General features: G+C 60.7%; 19 protein-coding genes. 14 read left to right on the top strand and 5 right to left on the bottom strand.

Annotated elements, in window-relative coordinates:
• Positions 1–120: 120 nt before the first annotated feature.
• Entirely contained in the window at positions 121–1,245 is a 1,125-nt protein-coding gene (locus tag ACNKID_RS02155; RefSeq protein WP_417911788.1) for an ABC transporter substrate-binding protein, read from the bottom strand.
• Positions 1,246–1,458: 213 nt separating this feature from the next.
• Here ACNKID_RS02155 and ACNKID_RS02150 point away from each other — a divergent pair, with 213 nt between their 5' ends.
• From ACNKID_RS02150 to lptC, 5 genes are all read left to right on the top strand, one after another.
• Positions 1,459–2,010: a YqgE/AlgH family protein gene (locus ACNKID_RS02150; protein WP_417911785.1), complete on the top strand. Its 552-nt coding sequence runs from the start codon at positions 1,459–1,461 to the stop codon at positions 2,008–2,010.
• A gap of 88 nt (positions 2,011–2,098) precedes the next feature.
• Positions 2,099–2,965, top strand: coding sequence for a hypothetical protein (locus ACNKID_RS02145; protein ID WP_417911784.1), 867 nt, complete (start codon positions 2,099–2,101; stop codon positions 2,963–2,965).
• A gap of 170 nt (positions 2,966–3,135) precedes the next feature.
• Positions 3,136–3,984, top strand: a complete 849-nt coding sequence (kdsA, locus tag ACNKID_RS02140) for a 3-deoxy-8-phosphooctulonate synthase (protein ID WP_417911783.1) — start codon at positions 3,136–3,138, stop codon at positions 3,982–3,984.
• Positions 3,977–4,624, top strand: a complete 648-nt coding sequence (locus ACNKID_RS02135) for a KdsC family phosphatase (protein ID WP_417911782.1) — start codon at positions 3,977–3,979, stop codon at positions 4,622–4,624. The genes kdsA and ACNKID_RS02135 overlap by 8 nt, the downstream gene beginning before the upstream one ends.
• A complete protein-coding gene (gene lptC / locus ACNKID_RS02130) occupies positions 4,621–5,187 on the top strand; it encodes an LPS export ABC transporter periplasmic protein LptC (protein WP_417911781.1) in 567 nt (188 codons plus the stop codon). The genes ACNKID_RS02135 and lptC overlap by 4 nt, the downstream gene beginning before the upstream one ends.
• A gap of 18 nt (positions 5,188–5,205) precedes the next feature.
• Here the strand turns inward: lptC and ACNKID_RS02125 are convergent, their stop codons facing one another.
• Together ACNKID_RS02125 and ACNKID_RS02120 are read right to left on the bottom strand one after the other, a co-directional pair.
• The gene (locus ACNKID_RS02125) at positions 5,206–5,601 is read right to left on the bottom strand and encodes an NINE protein (protein WP_417911780.1); all 396 of its coding nucleotides are present in this window, start codon (positions 5,599–5,601) and stop codon (positions 5,206–5,208) included.
• Complete coding sequence (locus ACNKID_RS02120) at positions 5,598–6,626, bottom strand: glycoside hydrolase family 3 protein (RefSeq protein WP_417911779.1); 1,029 nt, start codon at positions 6,624–6,626, stop codon at positions 5,598–5,600. Before ACNKID_RS02120 ends, ACNKID_RS02125 begins: the two co-directional genes overlap by 4 nt.
• A 141-nt stretch (positions 6,627–6,767) precedes the next feature.
• Here ACNKID_RS02120 and dtd point away from each other — a divergent pair, with 141 nt between their 5' ends.
• Positions 6,768–7,217 carry a D-aminoacyl-tRNA deacylase gene (gene dtd, locus ACNKID_RS02115; RefSeq protein WP_417911787.1) on the top strand — a complete coding sequence of 150 codons (450 nt, stop codon included), beginning with the start codon at positions 6,768–6,770 and terminating at the stop codon, positions 7,215–7,217.
• Positions 7,218–7,248: 31 nt separating this feature from the next.
• Here dtd and ACNKID_RS02110 read toward each other — a convergent pair whose 3' ends face one another.
• Positions 7,249–8,325, bottom strand: coding sequence for a hypothetical protein (locus tag ACNKID_RS02110; protein WP_417911778.1), 1,077 nt, complete (start codon positions 8,323–8,325; stop codon positions 7,249–7,251).
• Positions 8,326–8,714: 389 nt separating this feature from the next.
• On the opposite strand from ACNKID_RS02110, the gene ACNKID_RS02105 reads away from it, so the two are divergent.
• From ACNKID_RS02105 to asnS, 3 genes are read left to right on the top strand one after another with little or no spacing between them, the layout of a single operon-like run.
• Positions 8,715–8,918: a DUF3892 domain-containing protein gene (locus ACNKID_RS02105; RefSeq protein WP_417911786.1), complete on the top strand. Its 204-nt coding sequence runs from the start codon at positions 8,715–8,717 to the stop codon at positions 8,916–8,918.
• A 24-nt stretch (positions 8,919–8,942) separates the two neighbouring features.
• On the top strand, positions 8,943–9,437 hold the full coding sequence (locus ACNKID_RS02100; protein WP_417911777.1) for a Uma2 family endonuclease: 495 nt from the start codon (positions 8,943–8,945) through the stop codon (positions 9,435–9,437).
• 25 nt (positions 9,438–9,462) lie between these two features.
• Positions 9,463–10,839, top strand: a complete 1,377-nt coding sequence (gene asnS, locus ACNKID_RS02095) for an asparagine--tRNA ligase (RefSeq protein WP_417911776.1) — start codon at positions 9,463–9,465, stop codon at positions 10,837–10,839.
• A 174-nt stretch (positions 10,840–11,013) separates the two neighbouring features.
• Here asnS and ACNKID_RS02090 read toward each other — a convergent pair whose 3' ends face one another.
• Positions 11,014–11,631, bottom strand: a complete 618-nt coding sequence (locus ACNKID_RS02090; RefSeq protein ID WP_417911775.1) for a DUF1566 domain-containing protein — start codon at positions 11,629–11,631, stop codon at positions 11,014–11,016.
• Positions 11,632–11,847: 216 nt separating this feature from the next.
• Between ACNKID_RS02090 and hflX the strand changes: the two genes are divergently transcribed.
• The 5 genes from hflX to ACNKID_RS02065 all read left to right on the top strand — a co-directional run bounded on the left by hflX (position 11,848) and on the right by ACNKID_RS02065 (position 16,718).
• Positions 11,848–13,485, top strand: coding sequence for a GTPase HflX (hflX, locus tag ACNKID_RS02085; protein WP_417911774.1), 1,638 nt, complete (start codon positions 11,848–11,850; stop codon positions 13,483–13,485).
• A gap of 116 nt (positions 13,486–13,601) precedes the next feature.
• Positions 13,602–13,955 carry an IscA/HesB family protein gene (locus ACNKID_RS02080; protein WP_417911773.1) on the top strand — a complete coding sequence of 118 codons (354 nt, stop codon included), beginning with the start codon at positions 13,602–13,604 and terminating at the stop codon, positions 13,953–13,955.
• A gap of 562 nt (positions 13,956–14,517) precedes the next feature.
• The gene (locus tag ACNKID_RS02075) at positions 14,518–14,895 is read left to right on the top strand and encodes an IscA/HesB family protein (protein ID WP_417911772.1); all 378 of its coding nucleotides are present in this window, start codon (positions 14,518–14,520) and stop codon (positions 14,893–14,895) included.
• A gap of 137 nt (positions 14,896–15,032) precedes the next feature.
• Positions 15,033–15,824: a DsbC family protein gene (locus tag ACNKID_RS02070; protein WP_417911771.1), complete on the top strand. Its 792-nt coding sequence runs from the start codon at positions 15,033–15,035 to the stop codon at positions 15,822–15,824.
• 60 nt (positions 15,825–15,884) lie between these two features.
• Entirely contained in the window at positions 15,885–16,718 is an 834-nt protein-coding gene (locus tag ACNKID_RS02065; RefSeq protein WP_417911770.1) for a 1,4-dihydroxy-6-naphthoate synthase, read from the top strand.
• Positions 16,719–16,919: the final 201 nt, after the last annotated feature.

Below are 16,919 nucleotides of genomic sequence, written 5' to 3'. Positions count from 1 at the left end.
CAGCCGCACGTGCGGCGGCAGGCTGGCTGATGTGCTGAAGGTGAGGACGGCGGAAAAAGGCAGGCCGCCCGGCGCAGGAGCGCGGGCGGCCTGTGTTGTGCTGGAAGGGAAGCGGACAGCTCAGTCCGGGCAGACCGATTTGTGGAACACGTACTCGCCCTTGTCGCTGATCTTGACGATCACCGCGCATTTCTTGGGGTCGCCGCTGCCGGAGAAGGTCATCTTGCCGGTGATGCCGTCAAAGTCTTTGATCTGCGCCAGCGCGTCGCGCACTGCTTTGCGGTCGTCCTTGATGCTGCCGCTCAGCGTCTTGAGCGAGGAAATCGCCTGCTGCGCCAAGCTTAAAGCGTCCCAAGTCAGCGCGGCCACGTCATCGGGCACGTAGCCGTATTTGGCCTTGTAGCGGTCGATGAAGGCTTTCGTCGCTCCCTGCGCTCCGGCGGCGGCGTAGTGGGTGCTGAAGAACTGGCCGTAGCAGGCTGCGCCGCAGAGCTGCACGGTCTCGGCGGAACCCCAGCTGTCGCTGCCGACGATCGGCCCCTTCCAGCCCAATGACTTGGCCTGCTGGACGATCAGCGCCACTTCATTATAATACTGCGGGGCAAAGAGCACCTCCGCGCCGGAGTGGATGATCTTGGTCAGCTGGGCGCTGAAGTCGGTGTCCTTGGTGGTGAAGCTCTCATAAGCCACTACTGAGCCTGCGCCGTGCTTGGACTCCCAGGCCTTCTTGAAGAACTCGGCCAGGCCTTTGGGATAGTCGCTGGCCACGTCATAGAGCACCGCCGCCTTGGTGAACTTGAACTCCTCGCTGATGAAGTTCGCCAGTACCGGCCCTTGGAAGGGGTCGAGGAAGCAGGCGCGGAAGACGTAGGGCCGTCCGGCAGTGGTGTCCGGGTTGGTCGACCACGGACTGATCATCGGGGTCTGCTTGTCGTTGGCCACTGCGCCAGCCGGAATGGCCTCCTTGGATGCCTGCGGCCCGATGATCGCCAGCACCTCGTCCTGGGTGATCAGCTTGGTGTTGGCCTTCACTGCTGACTCAGCCTTGGCCTCGCTGTCCTCCACCGCCAAGGCGACCGGATATTTCTTCCCGCCAACCTCGATGCCGCCTGCCTTGTTCACTTCTTCCAGCCACAGCTCCGCTGCGTACTTGGTGCCTTCGCCAACCTTTGGAATGTCTCCAGTGATCGGGGCGTTGACCCCGATCTTGATCACTGTCTGCCGCTCCGAGCGGCAGGAAGCCATTGAGCAGCACAACGCCAGCGCGCAAAGCGCGGCAAACCAGCCTTTCATCGTTTGTCTCCTTTGAATAGTAGTGAAGAGAGAATCCGCCATGGCAGACCGTTACCACAGGAACGCGGCAAGGGCAAGTGCTTTAGTGCCCGCATCTTGACAAGTTCCTCCTTGACTGCCAGCAGGCAGCGATGCTACAATAAAGGTATAAGGAGGCAGAACATCATGGAAAACCTGACTGGACACTTTCTCATCGCCACTCCGCAGATGCCTGACGCGCGCTTCCGGGAGCAGGTGATTTACCTCTGCGCACACAATCAAGACGGAGCGATGGGCGTGGCCATCAACAATCCCAGTCAGGAAATCACCATGCTGGAGATCCTGCTCAGCACCAACATCCCCCTGCCGGCAGGGCCGCTGCCGCCAGTCTACACTGGCGGGCCGGTGGAGATGGAGTCCGGCTTCATTCTGTACAAATCTGAGCAGCAGATCGGCAGCGGGCTGGCCGTCACCAAGAACATAGGCCTGTCCCGTGAATCCAAGCTGCTGGAGGAAATATCAAATGGCCGGGGGCCGAAGGATTTCCTCTTCCTGCTCGGTTATGCGGGCTGGGGGCCAGGTCAGCTGGAAACGGAGCTGATGGACAACTCGTGGCTGACTGTGCCTGGGGATATCAGTGTGCTCTTCCACACCCCGGACGAACAGAAATGGAAAAGGGCAGCCCGCCGCTTCGGCATTGATATTGCCATGTTCAGCGGCATCGTCGGCAATGCCTGAGAAAGAGCAGCAGAAACAGCGCGTCAAGGCGGGCCGCAGCGGGCCGCCTTTCTTTTTATTTCCGCATCACATCGAGGAGGTGCGAATCATGAGGCAGCTGAAGTTCTTGTTCACAATGCTGGCGGGCGTGCTGCTGCTCCTGCCAAGCCGGCAGGCGGCAGCGCAGAGTGTGCAGGTGGAGGTGGTTTCCGATGACGGCTGGACCTTTACGGCCTATCCGGCCAGAGGTTCCCGTGAGGGCAACTGGCGGTCGTATGTCGAAGCCCGCCGCAATGCCCGCTACGGCATCCGGGCAGTCAACAACACTGGCCGCAGGGTCGGCTTAGTCATCGCCGTGGACGGGCGCAACATCATTTCCGGCGACCGATCGACTTTGAGCAGCTCGGAGCGCATGTATGTCCTCGATCCCTACGGCACTGCCACCTATGATGGCTGGCGCACAGGCAGAAACAGGATCAACCGCTTCTACTTCACCAATGAAGGCGACTCCTACGCAGGCGCGTGGGATGACTACAGCGCGATGGGCGTGATTGCTGTCGCCGCCTACGCCGAGCGCAGGCCGCCTGTCCGCCCGCGCCCGCCCCTGTATTCCCACCGTGACGGCGGTGAGCTGCGCTCCGCCCCTGCGCCCCACGGCGACAGAGAGGTGAGTGCGGCGGCTGAATCTGACGCAGGCACCGGCTTTGGAGAGGAAGAATATTCCTCCTCGGTGCGGGTGGAGTTCAGGCCGGAATCCTATCCCTTGGAAAAGCATTTCCTGAAGTACGAATGGAAGGAGACTCTCTGCCGGAAAAACATCATCTCCTGCGATGCTCCGCCCGTCTTCCGGGAAGGAAATCGTTTCTGGCCTGATGCTGGCGGTTTTGTTCCGCCTCCGCCCCGGCGTGACAGGGAAGACGAAAGCTGGGAAGAGGAAGACGGTGCTCCTGACGACCGGGGCCGGCGCAGACGCTGATCCGCGCAGGCGGGGGTGCCTTCTGCTCAGGGTGTAAAGAAAAAAGCTGTCTCCTGAATCGGGAGCGCAGCTTTTCCGTTCCACCTCTGCTTGCCTGCGCAGCGCAAAAGCGGTATAGTGTTGTTTTCCGGCGCAGTCCCGGATGACTTCACTTCCTTCACCGCACTTTCATGAAAAACGTTGAAATAAACACCCTGCCGGGCGGCAAGGCCATTCAGATCGGCCCGGGCCAGCCGCTGCTTCTGATGGCCGGTCCCTGCGCCTTGGAGTCCGGCGACCTCTGCTGGCAGATTGCTTGGGAGATGAAGGCCATCTGCGAGCGGCTGGAAATCTCCTACGTCTTCAAGGCTTCTTTTGACAAGGCCAACCGCACCTCGCTCAACTCCTTCCGGGGGCCGGGGTTGAAGAAAGGGCTGCGTCAGCTCTGCCGCATCCGGCAGGAGATCGGCGTGCCGGTGGTTTCCGACGTGCATGAGGCCAGCCAGATTGATCTGGCCATGGAATGCTTGGACATCATCCAGATTCCTGCCTTCCTCTGCCGCCAGACCGACCTGCTGACAGCGGCGGGCAAATCGGGCCGGGTGGTCAACCTGAAAAAAGGCCAGTTTCTCTCGCCGTGGGACATGAAACACGCGGTGGACAAAGTGCGGGCCGCAGGCTGCGAGCGCATTCTCCTCACCGAGCGCGGTGCCTGCTTCGGCTACAACAATCTGGTGGTGGATATGCGCTCCCTGCCGGTGATGCGCTCCTTCGGCTGCCCGGTGGTCTTTGACGCGACCCATTCGGTGCAGCTGCCCGGCGGCTTGGGCGGCAGCTCCGGCGGCCAGCGCAAGTTCATTCCAACCCTGACCAGAGCGGCGATGGCCGCAGGCATCGACGGTCTGTTCATGGAGGTACATCCAGAGCCGGACAAGGCCCTCTGCGACGGCCCCAACACCATTCCCTTGGACAAAGTGGAGCCGCTGCTGCGGCAGCTGCTGGAGATCCGCAAGACTGTGAGCAAGTTTGCCAATGAATGACGATTGTTGTCCGACTGGCGGCTACTCCGACTGCGCCCTGACCCAAGCCCTGTGCGGGCGGGCGGCGGAACGGAGAAAACCAGTGCCGCGCAGCGCGGCGTGGAAGACCGCCCTGAGCAAGGCGAAAAAGATTGAGCTGCTGCTCTTGGATGTGGACGGCGTGCTGACCGACGGCACGGTATTCTACACCCCTGAGGCCGGCGAGATCAAGGGATTCAACACCCAAGACGGCTTCGGCCTGCGCATCTTGCAGGGGGCAGGAGTCAAGGTCGGCCTGATCACGGCCCGCACTGCCGAAGCAGTGAGCAGAAGGGCCAAGGACTTGAAGATAGAGCATGTCTGCGCAGGCTGCTCAGACAAGGGAGCCGCTTTTGCCGAGATCTTAGCTAAAACTGGTCTCAAGCCGGAACAAGTGGCCTGCATGGGCGACGACTGGCTGGATTTGCCCATGCTGCTGCGGGCGGGCTGCGCCTTTGCTCCGGCCAATGCCGCGCCGGAGCTGCGGCAGAGGGCGGACTATGTCACCGAGCGTGGCGGCGGTCACGGCGCGGTGCGTGAGGTCTGCGAGCTGATTCTTGAGGCCAAAGGCCTGCTGGCGGGCATTCTGGCGCAGCATCTTGGCGGAGCATCTGCATCATGAGCGGCAGCCTGCGCAACCTGCTCTGGCTTGTCCCGCTCGGCCTGCTGCTCAGCAGCCCGCTCTGGCAAGGACCTGCGGCAGAATTCCTCAAGCCGCGAGGAGGCTACGACGCAGCGGCGGAGCAGGCCTACCGTCAGGAGCGGCAAGATTTTCTTATGGAGGACATCGTCCTCACCTTCTGCTCCAAAGGCCAGCAGACTTGGACCGTGAAGGCGGCGCAGGCCCGCACCGGCACAACCGACCGCGAGATTGACATGGCCGAAGTGGATGCCCTGTACAGCAAGCAAGGCGATGATCCCATCAAGGTGACCAGCCGTAAGGGCATTTACCGGATGGACGCGAAGCACCTGACCTTGCTTGATGACGTGGTGCTGGTCAAGCCGGTGCAGCAGGAGGAACTGCGCACCGAGCTGCTCCATTACTACGATGCCGACAAGATGCTGGTCAGCCCGGACAAGATGCGGATCGACGGCCCCAGCCTCAAGCTGCAAGGGGGTGGCATGAAATACGATCTGACCACCAAGGGCTACGACTTTGGCGGGCGGGTGCATGTGGTGATGTGACATCCGCGCCGCAGGCTGCTAGCCTTGCTGATTGATTTCTGTCAGCTGCGTGTTCAGCGTCCACAGGTCGTAGAGATACCCAAGCAGGAAGAGGCCGCCGGTGCAGAACCAGAGGATGGCTGTCAGCCACTTGCCCATGTACATGCGGTGGCCGCCGAAGATGCCGAGAAAGACCAGAAGCAGCCAAGCTGCGTTGTAGTCGAGCAGGCCGGGCGTGAAACGGAGATCGGCCTCCCTGTCCATGCCAGGGATCAGGAACAGGTCGATGATCCAGCCTATGCCCAGCAATCCCAGCGTGCAGAACCAGATCGTGCCAGTGACCGGCTTGCCGTAGTAGAAGCGGTGCACGCCGAGAAAGCCGAATATCCAGAGGATGTACCCCATTGACACGCTGTGCGTTCCTTTTTTGATCATGTCCCTTCTCCCTTGAGCTTGGTGTTTTGCAGCGCGGCTGTCCGCGCCAGTGAAGCCTTGATCCGTTCCTCTGTGATCAGCCCCTGATCCAGCAGCTCCTGCACCGCAGCCGCTCCCTCAGCCAAGGCCGTTGGGCTGCGGCTGAGATTGCCGCCGACAATCAGCATATCCGCTCCAGCCAGCACCGCCAGCCGCACGGCCTCGCCATAGCCATAACGCTCAGTCACGGCCTTCATCTGCAGGTCATCGGTGATGATCAGGCCCGTGAAGCCAAGCTGCCCGCGCAGCAGGGCCGTGACCGCAGGCGAGAGGCTGGCAGGCAGGCCCATAGGCTCAAGGCCGCGATGCACCACAACATGGGCGGTCATCACCGCGTCAGCCAGGCCGTCGCGGATGAGCAGGCGGTACGGCTCCAGCTCAATCTCCTGCCAGTCTTCTGTGATGTCGACAAAGCCGAGGTGCGTGTCGCCTTTCGCGCTGCCATGTCCAGGGAAATGCTTAAGGCAGCAGGCTACGCCATGCTGACGGTGCGCCTCAATAAAGGCCCGGCAGCAGGCTGCGGCGCAGGACGGACTGCTGCTGAAGCTGCGGCCATAACGGGCGATGATCGGGCTGGCTGGGTTGAGATTGAGATCAACGACCGGAGCCAGATTGAAATTGATGCCATGTTCGGCCAGCAACTGAGCCATTGCCGCAGCTGATTCGGCGCAGCGCTCTGGCCCGCAGCGGCCCAGCTCCTCTGCTGTGGGAAAGGCAGGAAAGCCGTCCCGCTCCTTCAGCCGCCGCACTCTGCCGCCTTCCTGATCCACAGCGATTAGCAAGGGCGCGGCAGCCAGCTCGTGCAGCTGGGCGGTCAGACGCTTCAGTCCGGCGGAGGAGCTGAAGTTCTGGATCGAGCCGTCCACGTTGCGGTCAAAGAGTATCACTCCGCCGGGCGGGTTCTGCTGCAAGGCGGTGGTCAGCCAATGGCTGCTGTCAAGGGAGCAGCCGTCGAAGCCGACAAGAAAGAGCTGGGCAAGGTTCATGGAGGCGGCGGCTCGGCAAAAGGCAGCGGCAAGATTTCAGCAAGAACACAACTATACCCTGTCCCGCCCTTCTTGCCAATGTGGAAAAAGCAGGCTATGCTGTCCGCCCATCTCTATAAACGCAACATAAGGAGGAGAATGATGCGTGCAGTGATTCAACGGGTCAGCAAGGCCAGCGTGACTGTGAACGGGCGTGAAACCGGGGCCATTGGCGCAGGGCTGCTGACCCTGCTTGGCGTGCATGAAGCCGACAAACAGCAGGACATCGTCTGGCTGGCGGAAAAGGTCGTCAATCTGCGGATCTTCGACGACGAGGCCGGGCTGATGAACCGCTCTCTTGTCGACACCGGCGGGGCCATGCTGGTGGTGTCGCAGTTCACCTTGCTCGGCGACTGCCGCTGCGGCCGCCGCCCTTCGTGGTCAGAGGCCGCGAAGCCGGAGCAGGCCAAACATCTCTATCTTGACTTCATCGAAGCCGTGAAGAGCTGCGGCATCGTCACGGCCTGCGGCGAATTTCAGGCAATGATGGAAGTCAGCCTGGTCAACTCCGGGCCGGTGACAATGCTGCTGGATTCGCAGAAGAAGTTCTGACAGCAGAGCGGAGCCTGGCTCCGCTCTGTCCTTATGTCAGCCTTATGTCGAGAATGTCAACCAGCCTGCCTGCGTAGCCGCTGCGCACCAGATCAAACAGCGCGTCATAATCGCTCACCCTGACCGTGAGGCTGCTCACCGCCGAGCCGCTGAAGCCTTGCAGCACATAGTCGCTGTTGGCCGCTGCGGTGACCGCCTCGCCTTGCTCCCCTCCGTCCCGCATGTCAAGCAGATTGAGCAGCAGCTGACTGTTGCGGGAGTCAAGCACCGCCTGCACGCGCAGCCGCTCATCCGCCGCAGCCACGCCATCAATAATGCTCGCATACTGAGCTGCTGCCGCGCCGCCCGTCAGAATACCGGCTTCCAGCTCTGGGCTGCCAAGCCCGGTCACAAGCAGGGGCGAGCGCAGCTTGCGGCGGCTGGAGCCGCTGCGCAGCGTGCCGTTCTCGCTGTACCGCGTGGTCAGCGTGACGGTGTACTCATTCTGCCACGGCTGGCTCTGCGCCGGGATGTCCGGCACCAGCAGCACCGTGCTCTTGGAAATCAAGGCGTAGGTGCTCTGCTTCTTCCTCCCGCCTGCTGTCCCTTCAATCACGCAGCCGCAGTCAGCTTTGCTCTCGTCAAAGTTCAAATTGCTGCCAGACAGCTTGAGTGCGCCGTCGGCAAAGAGCACGTCGGCCAGCTTCAGCTTGGTGTCTTCAGTCGCGTTGATCAGCGGCTGCTTAATAACCATCGGCAGCCGCTCAAGTTTGCCCCGGTGACGGATCTCGCGCATGTAGGGCACGGACACGCGCACATTGACCTGAATCAGGTCGTCGTTCTCCGGCAGCGGGTCGTCCGGGCTGTCTAATTTGCCATTGAAGGAGATGCTGAAGGTGAAGGCGTTGGCAAGCGTGACCTGATTGCCGTTGATCAGCTGATTCTGAATCCAAGACATGATCAGCGGGCCAAGCGATTTGATCATCTCCTCGGTGAAATTCGGGTTTGCCGCCGCGATCTCGGCAGCCATTTCGCTGTAGCCGGAGATGCTGCGCGGCACATGGAGGATTTTGTAGGAAGGGGGAGTGGTGAGGGCATTCACTTCTGGCCGCCATTGCATCGTTGCCATGATCGTTCTCCAGTGAAAAAAAGGAAGGTGAGCGCAGCAGGAGGATGTATGCTGACAGCCCAGCTTAAAAAGAAATGCTGATTCTGTCAAGAGCCGTGCTCAAGCTATCTCGAGCGAGTGAAGCAATCTCACTCGAGCGAGACTCTGGGTTTCACTCGAGCGAGACTCTTTGCCTCACTCGAGCGAGTGAGATGCGCAGAGGCAGTGAGGCTGGGTTCTTACTTGCACCGAGCTGGGAAGAGGGGTATTTTAGAGGAAGTGATGTGGCCTTTGCTCAAAACTTAGGCGCATCAATTACTAACCATCGACAGGAGGTCGATATGTCTGACCATCAAATATCGTACATTAATAAATCAAATCGGCAAAGTGCTCACGAGCGAATTTAATCTATAGGGGGATTAAACGCCGACGGCACACGCTGGAAGTTATCTCAGCCTGATGCCATTGCAGGTATTGAATTGGGCAAGTGGCGGTTCTGGGTCAGCGCAAACGGAAAGTCTGTTTGGGTAATTGTTGGTAAGAGCGCGGCAGGCAATAAGTACCTTACATCCGCTAGCCCGCAGGAGGCTGTCCCATTTGCGCAGGTATTATGACAACTGCTATACAGGTGAGCCATCATGATGAATTTGAATCAGTCTGCAACGTGGCAGGAGCTATGCAGCAACAGCAGTCTGCATGACTTGCCGTTCAAGATAGAATCCAATCAGCAAGGACAGCTCCTGATGACACCAGTCAAGGTGTACCATTCTTTGTTTAAAGGGAAGATCACCGGCCTGCTCTATGCTCATATAGAAGACGGCGAGGTGCTGGTTGAATGCGCAGTCCGCACCCAGCAAGGAACCAAGGTGGCTGATGTGGCTTGGGCTTCTTCGCAGCGGCTTGAGCTGATTCAAGATGAGGCGGAATGCTCTGTCGCTCCTGAAATCTGCATCGAAGTCATGTCGTCAGCCAATACTGAAGCAGAGATGCTGGGCAAGAGAACACTGTACTGCGACAATGGTGCGCAAGAGTTCTGGATATGCGACCAGCAAGGCCGGTTCCGCTTCTTCTCTCCTGACAAGGAACTGGCCCGCTCGTTGCTGCTCCCTGACTTTCCTGCAACGATACGGTGAACCAAACAACACAGGCCAAGAAATCATGACCCCACGCATCAAAGATATTCTACACACCGCCCCGGCGGAGCAGCTCATTGAGGCGCAGGGCTGGGTGCGCACCTGCCGCGACTCCGGCAGTCTCTGCTTCATCGAGGTGACGGACGGCTCCTGTCTGGCTGGGCTGCAAGTGGTGGCTGAGCCGAATCTGACCAATTATGAAAGCGAGGTGCGCCGCTTGAGTACGGGCTGCGCGGTCAAGGTCTGCGGCAGGCTGATGGCCTCGCCTGCCAAAGGCCAGGCCGTGGAAGTGCGGGCGGAGAGCTTGAGCGTGGTCGGCCCGGCAGATCCAGAGAGCTACCCGCTGCAGAAAAAGCGGCACAGTGTTGAGTTCCTGCGCTCGATCAGCCACCTGCGTCCGCGCACCAACTCCTTTGGGGCCGTGGTGCGCATCCGCTCTGAGCTGAACTTCGCCATCCACCGCTTCTTCCGTGAGCAGGGCTTTGTCCAAGTGCACACGCCGATCATCACCACCTCGGACTGCGAGGGCGCAGGCGAGATGTTCACGGTCACCGCTCTGACGGGCGAGCAGCTGCGCCAGCCGGAGCCGTTTGGCCAAGACTTCTTTGGCCGCCGCGCTGGCCTCACGGTCAGCGGCCAGCTACAGGCGGAGATATTCGCCCTCTCGCACGGTCGGGTCTACACCTTCGGCCCCACCTTCAGGGCGGAGAACTCCAATACGGCCCGGCATCTTGCCGAGTTCTGGATGCTGGAGCCGGAGATGGCTTTCTGCGACCTTGCCTGCGACATGGAGATTGCCGAGGCTCTGATTAAAGACTTGATCGCCGCTGTGCTGACGAACTGCGCTGCGGAGCTGGAGCTGTTTGAACGCTTTATCAGCAAGGGCCTGCTGCACAAGCTGGAGGCGGCGCAGGCGCAGCCATTTGCCGGAATGAGCTACACCGAGGCGGTTGACGCGCTCCAGTCGTCCGGCAGGAAATTTGAGTTCCCAGTGCGCTGGGGAGAGGATCTCCAGTCTGAGCATGAACGCTTCCTCTGCGAGGAGCTGGCGGGCAGGCCGCTGATTGTCACTGATTATCCAAAGGAGATCAAGCCATTCTACATGAGGCTGAACGATGACGGCAAGACTGTGGCGGCAATGGATATTCTGGTGCCAGGCATTGGCGAGCTGGTGGGAGGCAGTCAGCGCGAGGAACGGCTGGATCTGCTGGAAGGACGAATGCGGGAGGCAGGGCTTGATCTGGAGGAATACAGCTGGTACTTAGACTTGCGCCGCTTCGGTTCAGCACCTCATGCGGGCTTCGGTCTCGGCTTTGAGCGGCTGGTTCAGTTCGTCACAGGCATCAGCAACATCCGCGACGTGATTCCCTTCCCGCGCACGCCGGGCAATGCGCCCTGCTGAGGCGGGCAAGGGAACGACGGCTCGCTGCTGGCTCAGGGATAGCGTTCCAGCAGCCGTTTGCGCTAAGGGGTTGCTGGCCAAGGCAGAGTCCGAGCCGGATGTTCAGCTCTGTCCCGGCTTGGTTGCGGATCCGCCAGCTGATGCTCGGAGAAATCAATCTTGCCTCTGGTGCAGTCAAAGCCCTCCTTGCCGCACCGGTTCTTCGGCTGCATTCTGCAATCCGCGCACTGCATTCTCATCCTCTTTTGCTGCGTTGTTCAAAGACTGAGCCTTCGGCTGCGGCTGCTTTGGCCGCCGCACCGGCAGAACATGAAAGCTGTTGAGCTGAAAGGCGTAGCTGTCAATGCCAAGGACGATGCTGACATAAAAGGCGTAATCTGGATACAGATCGCCGAGGCTGGAAGACCAGTAATAGAACGACTGAATATCAAGCAGCACATTCCTGCTGCTGGCATCTTTTGAGAGTTCCAGCAGCTCCTCCCGTGTGGGCAGCCGCCATTCGCCTGCCTGCGAGCCGTCTTGCAAACCGCAGAAGCCGTCAGCGAGACGGCTGGCCGCCACGCGCGCCTCATGCCAGGAGCGGCTGTTTCTGCCTCCGCCTTGCTCTCCCTCGAAGAAGTCGGTGCAGTTGGCATTTTTCAGCCAGATCAGGCCGGTGCGGCTGTCGCTCACTGTGCCGTCGCCGTTGTCTTTAAAACGGGCGGGACGGGGCGGGGGAGCCTCCTTCTTCCCTTGCTGCTCCGCCTGAGCGGACCGCCGCCGGGCAAGCAGGTCTTTCAGCGGCTGCGTCATGCTCCAGTGAGCATCAGCGGACAGGGGAAAGCAACACAGCAGGAATACGGCAAAGACGGCTGGTCTGGGCATGGAGAGCATAATTTCCTCCTTAGGAAGAACAGGATGTCGGCAGCAGCCAGCTTAACAGCTTGCCGCTCTTTTTCAAAGAGGAAAGAGGCGGACTCTGGTCAGGCTTGCAAAAACAGACAGGCGCAGGTATGTTGAACTCGCGCATTGTTCCCATTGCCAGAGGAGGACGCTATTTCCATTGTCGGCCATACAGCAGGACTGAAGAGCAGCCAGCTCCGGCAGCTGGAGCTGCTGCTGCGAAAGAAGATCAGCCCGGATGAGGTGATCAGCCGGGACGCGGCCCGCAGCTTGGCGGCCTTGTCAGCGGAGCTGAACCGTCAGCTCGGCCTGCTCATCCAGCGTTCCGGCGCAGTGGAGACCGTCATTGTCGGCGACCACGACCGGATCATGATCCCGGTCTTGGACAAGGCCCGCAGCGGCGGCAGCCGTCTCTGCGGCCTGCGCTGCGTCCACACGCATTTCAGCATGAACGGGCCGGACGAGGAGGACATCATGGACTTGGTCTGCCTCCGTCTGGATCTGATGGCCGTGCTGACGCTCAGCAGCGGTGAGCCGGAATTGCTGCGCAGCGTCCATGTCCAGCCGGAGCGCGGCGGCGGCCAAGGCTGGCAGCTGCTGGAGCCGTTCCGCCCGGCAGAGGAAGCCTTCTCCTGCCTCAGCCTGATTGAAAGCCTTGAAGAGGAGCTGGCCCGCAGCCAGTCGCTGCGCACAGTTGACACGGGGCAAGACCGGGCCATCCTTGTTTCCGTCAGCACCGGGCCACGCGGCTTGGCGGCGGAGTCCATGCTGGAGCTGGCCGAGCTGGCCCGCGCTGCTGGCGTGGAGGCCGTGGAGCAGGTGATCCAGCACCGCAGCAAGGCGGATCCCCGCTTCATCTTGGGCCGGGGCAAGCTGATTGAAATCATGCTGATCAGCCTGCGCAGCGGAGCCAGCCTGCTCATCTTCGATCAGGAGCTGACTCCTTCCCAAGTGCGCTCGATCACCAGCCGCACTGACCTGCGGGTGATTGACCGCACCCAGCTCATTCTCGACATCTTCGCCCGCCGCGCTTTGTCACGGGAAGGACGATTGCAAATAGAGATGGCCCAGCTCAAATATCTCCTGCCCTTTCTCGCCAGCCGGGACGACTCGCTCTCCCGTCTCACCGGCGGCATCGGCGCGCGCGGGCCTGGCGAGACCAAGCTGGAGATTGACCGCCGCCGGATCAAAGACCGCATCGCCCGCCTGAGCGCCGAGCTGAAGGAAGTCGGCCAGCAGCGGCAGCATCGCCGGAGCCGCCGCCGCAAGCATGAGGTGCCGGTGGTCTCCTTGGTCGGCTACACCAACGCGGGCAAGTCCACCTTGCTCAACACGCTGACCGGCGCGGACATCTTGGCTGAGGACATGCTCTTTGCCACGCTTGATCCCACCTCGCGCCGCTTCCGCCTGCCCGGCGGCACAGAGGCGGTGCTGACCGACACAGTCGGCTTCATCCGCAACCTGCCCGCCGAGCTGCTCAAAGCCTTCGCCTCAACCTTGGAAGAGCTGCACGAGGCGGACTTGCTCCTGCATGTGATTGACGCGGCCAATCCCGCCTGGCCGCAGCAGGCCGAGGTCGTGGACAGCCTCCTGCGCGAGCTGGAGCTGGAGCAGATTCCCTGCCTGCGGCTCTACAACAAGATGGATCTGCTGCCGGACGCGCTCCTGCCGCCGCAGACGCAGGACGGCATCTGCCTCAGCGCGAACAATCCCGCCGGTCTGAACGGGCTGCTGGAGCGGATTGCGCGGCTGCTGGAGGCATGAATTGCTGCCGCAGCTTTTTTGTTCATTTCCCTTCCATTGCTTTTTCGAGTACACTGTCTAATAAAATCCCTTTGTGCCGCAGCGCTGCGGCCAGCAATTCAACCAACCAAGCGATCATGATTGAAATCACCGATCTGGCAGTAAAGAACGTCAAGGACTACTTGGATCAGAACAAGATCGAGTCCGCTGTCCGCATCTCCATGATGTCCGGCGGCTGCTCCGGCCCCAGCCTGAGCCTGTCCTTGGATGATGTCAAAGAAGGCGACCTGACCGTGGAGAAAGACGGCATCAGCTTCCTCATGGACAAAGGACTGTCCGACACCTGCGGCGCAGTGAAGGTCGACTTCGTCGAGTCTTCCGGCGGCTGCGGCTGCTCCGGCGGCGGCTTCACCATCAGCTGCGAGAAGCCCCTGCCCGGCGCGCGCAGCGGCGGCTGCGGCGGCTCCTGCTCTTCCGGCGGCTGCTGCTGATTCTTCTTCCCGCACATGGGCGGGCCGTGCGCCTGCCCTTTTTCCCTGCGGTTCCCGCGCAAACGCAACTGCCAAGGCCTTGATCTCCGCCGCGCAGGCGGAATAACGAGCCGCAACAGCCTCTTATCCTCGCGCCGATGGTGTTTTCGCGCTCGGAAACGCCGTTTTTCCGGCTCAGAATGCCGCATTCCCCTCTGGCAATGCCTCATTGCCAGCAAGGAATGTCACGTTTCACTCTGGCAATGGCTCATTGCCAGAGGGGAATGACCCGTTGCCAGCTGGCAATGCCTCATTGCCAAGAGGGAATGCCTCATTGCCAGCAAGGAATGCCGCGTTTCCAGCTGGCAATGCGCCATTGCCAGAGTGAAATGACCCGTTGCCAGAGGGGAATGCCTCATTGCCAGCGGGGAATGAGGCATTTCCAGCAGGGAATTGACTGCGGCAAGGCCGTCAAGGGAGAGGGCGAGCAGGGGCAGCGATGTTTCATGCCTCAGATTCCTCATTGGTCACAGCAGGCGCGCCGCGCTGCTGTGGTTGTCCGTTTTTGATCAGGAGAAGACACATGTTTGCAGCATCTGACGCGGCAGTGGAAACGCTTGCCTCCTATCTGCGCGAGCAGGGAATAAGCAGTCCTGCTGTCCGCATCACGCCGATGGCAGGGAACTGCGCCGGGCCGCATCTGCGGCTCAGAGTTGACGAAGCAAAAGACAACGACCACGTCTTCGAGCGCGGCGGCATCACCTTTGTTGTTGATCAGACGATGCTGGCCGAATGCGGCTCCATCACGGTGGACTTTGCTGAAAGCGAAAGCCCCTGCGGCTGCAGCGGCGGCTGCGCCGGATTCCGCATCAGCGGAGAAAAAAAGTACCGTTTCAGCAAGCGATGCCCGCAGGAGCAACGCTGCGGCGGCATCCGGCATCCGGCTGCGCCTGTCTTCTGAAACGTGCTTGCCTTTACGCTGTGAAGACCGTACAATAAACGCCGGCTCCGCCGCCTCGGCAGCGGAGCTGCCTCCCTGAACAGGCAGGTTCTGCCTCATCGTGTCTTCAACTCTTTGGTCTTGCTATGATGATTGATATGAAAGCCGCTGCGTTGCTCTTGGCCTGCGCTGTCTTTGCCGCCGCTCCGGCCTCTGCCTTCCAAGGAGGGGCGGACGGCTGCGGCGCAGGCAGCTGCCGGGACTGCCATGCCCTCACCAAACAGGAAGCCGCAACTCTGCTCAAAGGCAAGGTGGGCGAGGTGCTGGATGTCAAATTCAGCGAAGTGCCTGGCTTATGGGATGTTGACGCAATCTATGAGGGCGAGAAGATTCCGCTCTACCTTGACTTCTCGAAGAAGTATCTGATCAGTGGCAACGTGATCAAAATCGACACCAATGTCGACCTGACCGAGCGGAAGTATGTCGAGATGAACCGCGCCGATGTCAGCAAAATACCGACAGCGGATGCGATTGTGATCGGCAATCCCAAAGCCGAGCGCAAGATCATCGTCTTCGATGACCCGGAATGCTCCTTCTGCAAGAAGCTCCACCCGGAGATGGAAAAGATCACCAAGGATCATCCCGACATCGCCTTCCTGATCAAGGTCTATCCGCTGCCGTCTCACCCCGGCTCAGTGCCCAAGGCCAAGGCCATCATCTGCGCCGCTGCCAAGGGCGACAACGCCAAAGCCGCCTCCATGCTTTCTGACGCGCTGCACGGCAAGCCCGTGCCTGCGGCGGACTGCGTGACCGATCAGGTGGAAAAGAACGTCGCCTTGGCCAAGGAACTGCACATCACCTCCACGCCGACCCTGATCATGCCGGATGGACGAGTGCTGCCTGGCTACAAAGAAGCGGCCAAAATCCTCGAAGCCTTGCAGAATAAATAACTGCTCGCAGCAGCAGGTCTGATCCGCTCTGCGGATCAGACATTCTTTTTTCCCACGCTGATGCGCCGCGAACTGACGCTTGGCTTCTCTCCCTGTCCCAACGACACATTCATCTTCTGCGCTTTGGCGCAGGGAAGAATCCCGCTTGCTCATGCCCGCTTTGCCACGCCCCTGCTGGAGGACGTGGAAACGCTCAACAACTGGGCCATGCAGGGCCGTCTCGACGTGACCAAGCTCTCCGTTCACGCCCTTGGCCATGTCCTTGACCGCTACACCCTGCTGGAGGCAGGCGCAGCCCTTGGCAGGGGCTGCGGCCCGCTCCTGGTCACAGCCAAGGCTGGCGGCGATCCCGCCGCATGGACTGTCGCCATTCCTGGGCAGCACACCACTGCCGCACTCCTGCTCCGGCTGTTCCTGCGCCAGCCTTGCCGCACCGCAGTCATGCGTTTTGATCAGATCATGGATGCGGTGCTGGCAGGTCAGGCAGACGCAGGCGTGATCATCCACGAAAGCCGCTTCACCTATCAGGCCAAGGGACTGCGCTGCGTGCAGGATTTGGGCGCATGGTGGGAGGAGGAAACCGGCCTGCCCATCCCGCTTGGCGGCATCGCCGCCCGCCGCAGCTTCTCCGCCGACCTGATCGAGGACATAGAAAAGGCGGTCGAAGCCAGCATCCACCAGGCGCAAGCCGATCCGGCGGCGTGCCTGCCCTACATCCGCCAGCACGCCCAGGAGCTTGACGACACGGTGATCGCCGCGCATGTCAGTCTGTATGTGAATGATTTCTCCCTGCGGCTGGGCGAGGAAGGCCGGGCGGCGGTTCACGAGCTGCTGCGAAGGGGCCGCGAAGCAGGCATCTTCCAGCCAGCGCATTCTTGCATAAGCCGCATCTGAAGCAAGGCCGGGCCATCGCAGGGGCGAAACATCTTTCGCCCAAACAGCATTCAGACGGTTTGCCGCAGTCGATGCTGGCATGGAGATTTTCTCGATGCCAGCATCGACTGATTCTCGATGCTAGCATGGAGAAAATTTCGATGCTAGCATGGACTGATTCTCCATGCTAGCATGGAGCCTCCCTCCAACGTAGCATGGAGC

The sequence above is a fragment of the Candidatus Electronema sp. TJ genome (assembly GCF_048287355.1).
Classification (GTDB): Bacteria; Desulfobacterota; Desulfobulbia; order Desulfobulbales; family Desulfobulbaceae; genus Electronema.
Note: the sequence above shows the minus strand (reverse complement) of the source record. Positions and strands in the feature narration are given on the sequence as shown.

Bases quoted from the DNA above. Each gene is read 5' to 3' on its own strand.
- ACNKID_RS02080 (WP_417911773.1), top strand. From the start codon at position 13,602: ATGATTGAAATCACCGATCTGGCAGTAAAGAACGTCAAGGACTACTTG.
- ACNKID_RS02070 (WP_417911771.1), top strand. From the start codon at position 15,033: ATGAAAGCCGCTGCGTTGCTCTTGGCCTGCGCTGTCTTTGCCGCCGCT.
- asnS (WP_417911776.1), top strand. From the start codon at position 9,463: ATGACCCCACGCATCAAAGATATTCTACACACCGCCCCGGCGGAGCAG.
- ACNKID_RS02155 (WP_417911788.1), bottom strand. From the start codon at position 1,245: ATGGCTTCCTGCCGCTCGGAGCGGCAGACAGTGATCAAGATCGGGGTC.
- dtd (WP_417911787.1), top strand. From the start codon at position 6,768: ATGCGTGCAGTGATTCAACGGGTCAGCAAGGCCAGCGTGACTGTGAAC.
- ACNKID_RS02150 (WP_417911785.1), top strand. From the start codon at position 1,459: ATGGAAAACCTGACTGGACACTTTCTCATCGCCACTCCGCAGATGCCT.
- ACNKID_RS02075 (WP_417911772.1), top strand. From the start codon at position 14,518: ATGTTTGCAGCATCTGACGCGGCAGTGGAAACGCTTGCCTCCTATCTG.
- ACNKID_RS02120 (WP_417911779.1), bottom strand. From the start codon at position 6,626: ATGAACCTTGCCCAGCTCTTTCTTGTCGGCTTCGACGGCTGCTCCCTT.
- ACNKID_RS02145 (WP_417911784.1), top strand. From the start codon at position 2,099: ATGAGGCAGCTGAAGTTCTTGTTCACAATGCTGGCGGGCGTGCTGCTG.
- lptC (WP_417911781.1), top strand. From the start codon at position 4,621: ATGAGCGGCAGCCTGCGCAACCTGCTCTGGCTTGTCCCGCTCGGCCTG.
- ACNKID_RS02135 (WP_417911782.1), top strand. From the start codon at position 3,977: ATGAATGACGATTGTTGTCCGACTGGCGGCTACTCCGACTGCGCCCTG.
- ACNKID_RS02100 (WP_417911777.1), top strand. From the start codon at position 8,943: ATGATGAATTTGAATCAGTCTGCAACGTGGCAGGAGCTATGCAGCAAC.
- ACNKID_RS02125 (WP_417911780.1), bottom strand. From the start codon at position 5,601: ATGATCAAAAAAGGAACGCACAGCGTGTCAATGGGGTACATCCTCTGG.
- kdsA (WP_417911783.1), top strand. From the start codon at position 3,136: ATGAAAAACGTTGAAATAAACACCCTGCCGGGCGGCAAGGCCATTCAG.
- ACNKID_RS02090 (WP_417911775.1), bottom strand. From the start codon at position 11,631: ATGACGCAGCCGCTGAAAGACCTGCTTGCCCGGCGGCGGTCCGCTCAG.
- ACNKID_RS02110 (WP_417911778.1), bottom strand. From the start codon at position 8,325: ATGGCAACGATGCAATGGCGGCCAGAAGTGAATGCCCTCACCACTCCC.
- ACNKID_RS02065 (WP_417911770.1), top strand. From the start codon at position 15,885: ATGCGCCGCGAACTGACGCTTGGCTTCTCTCCCTGTCCCAACGACACA.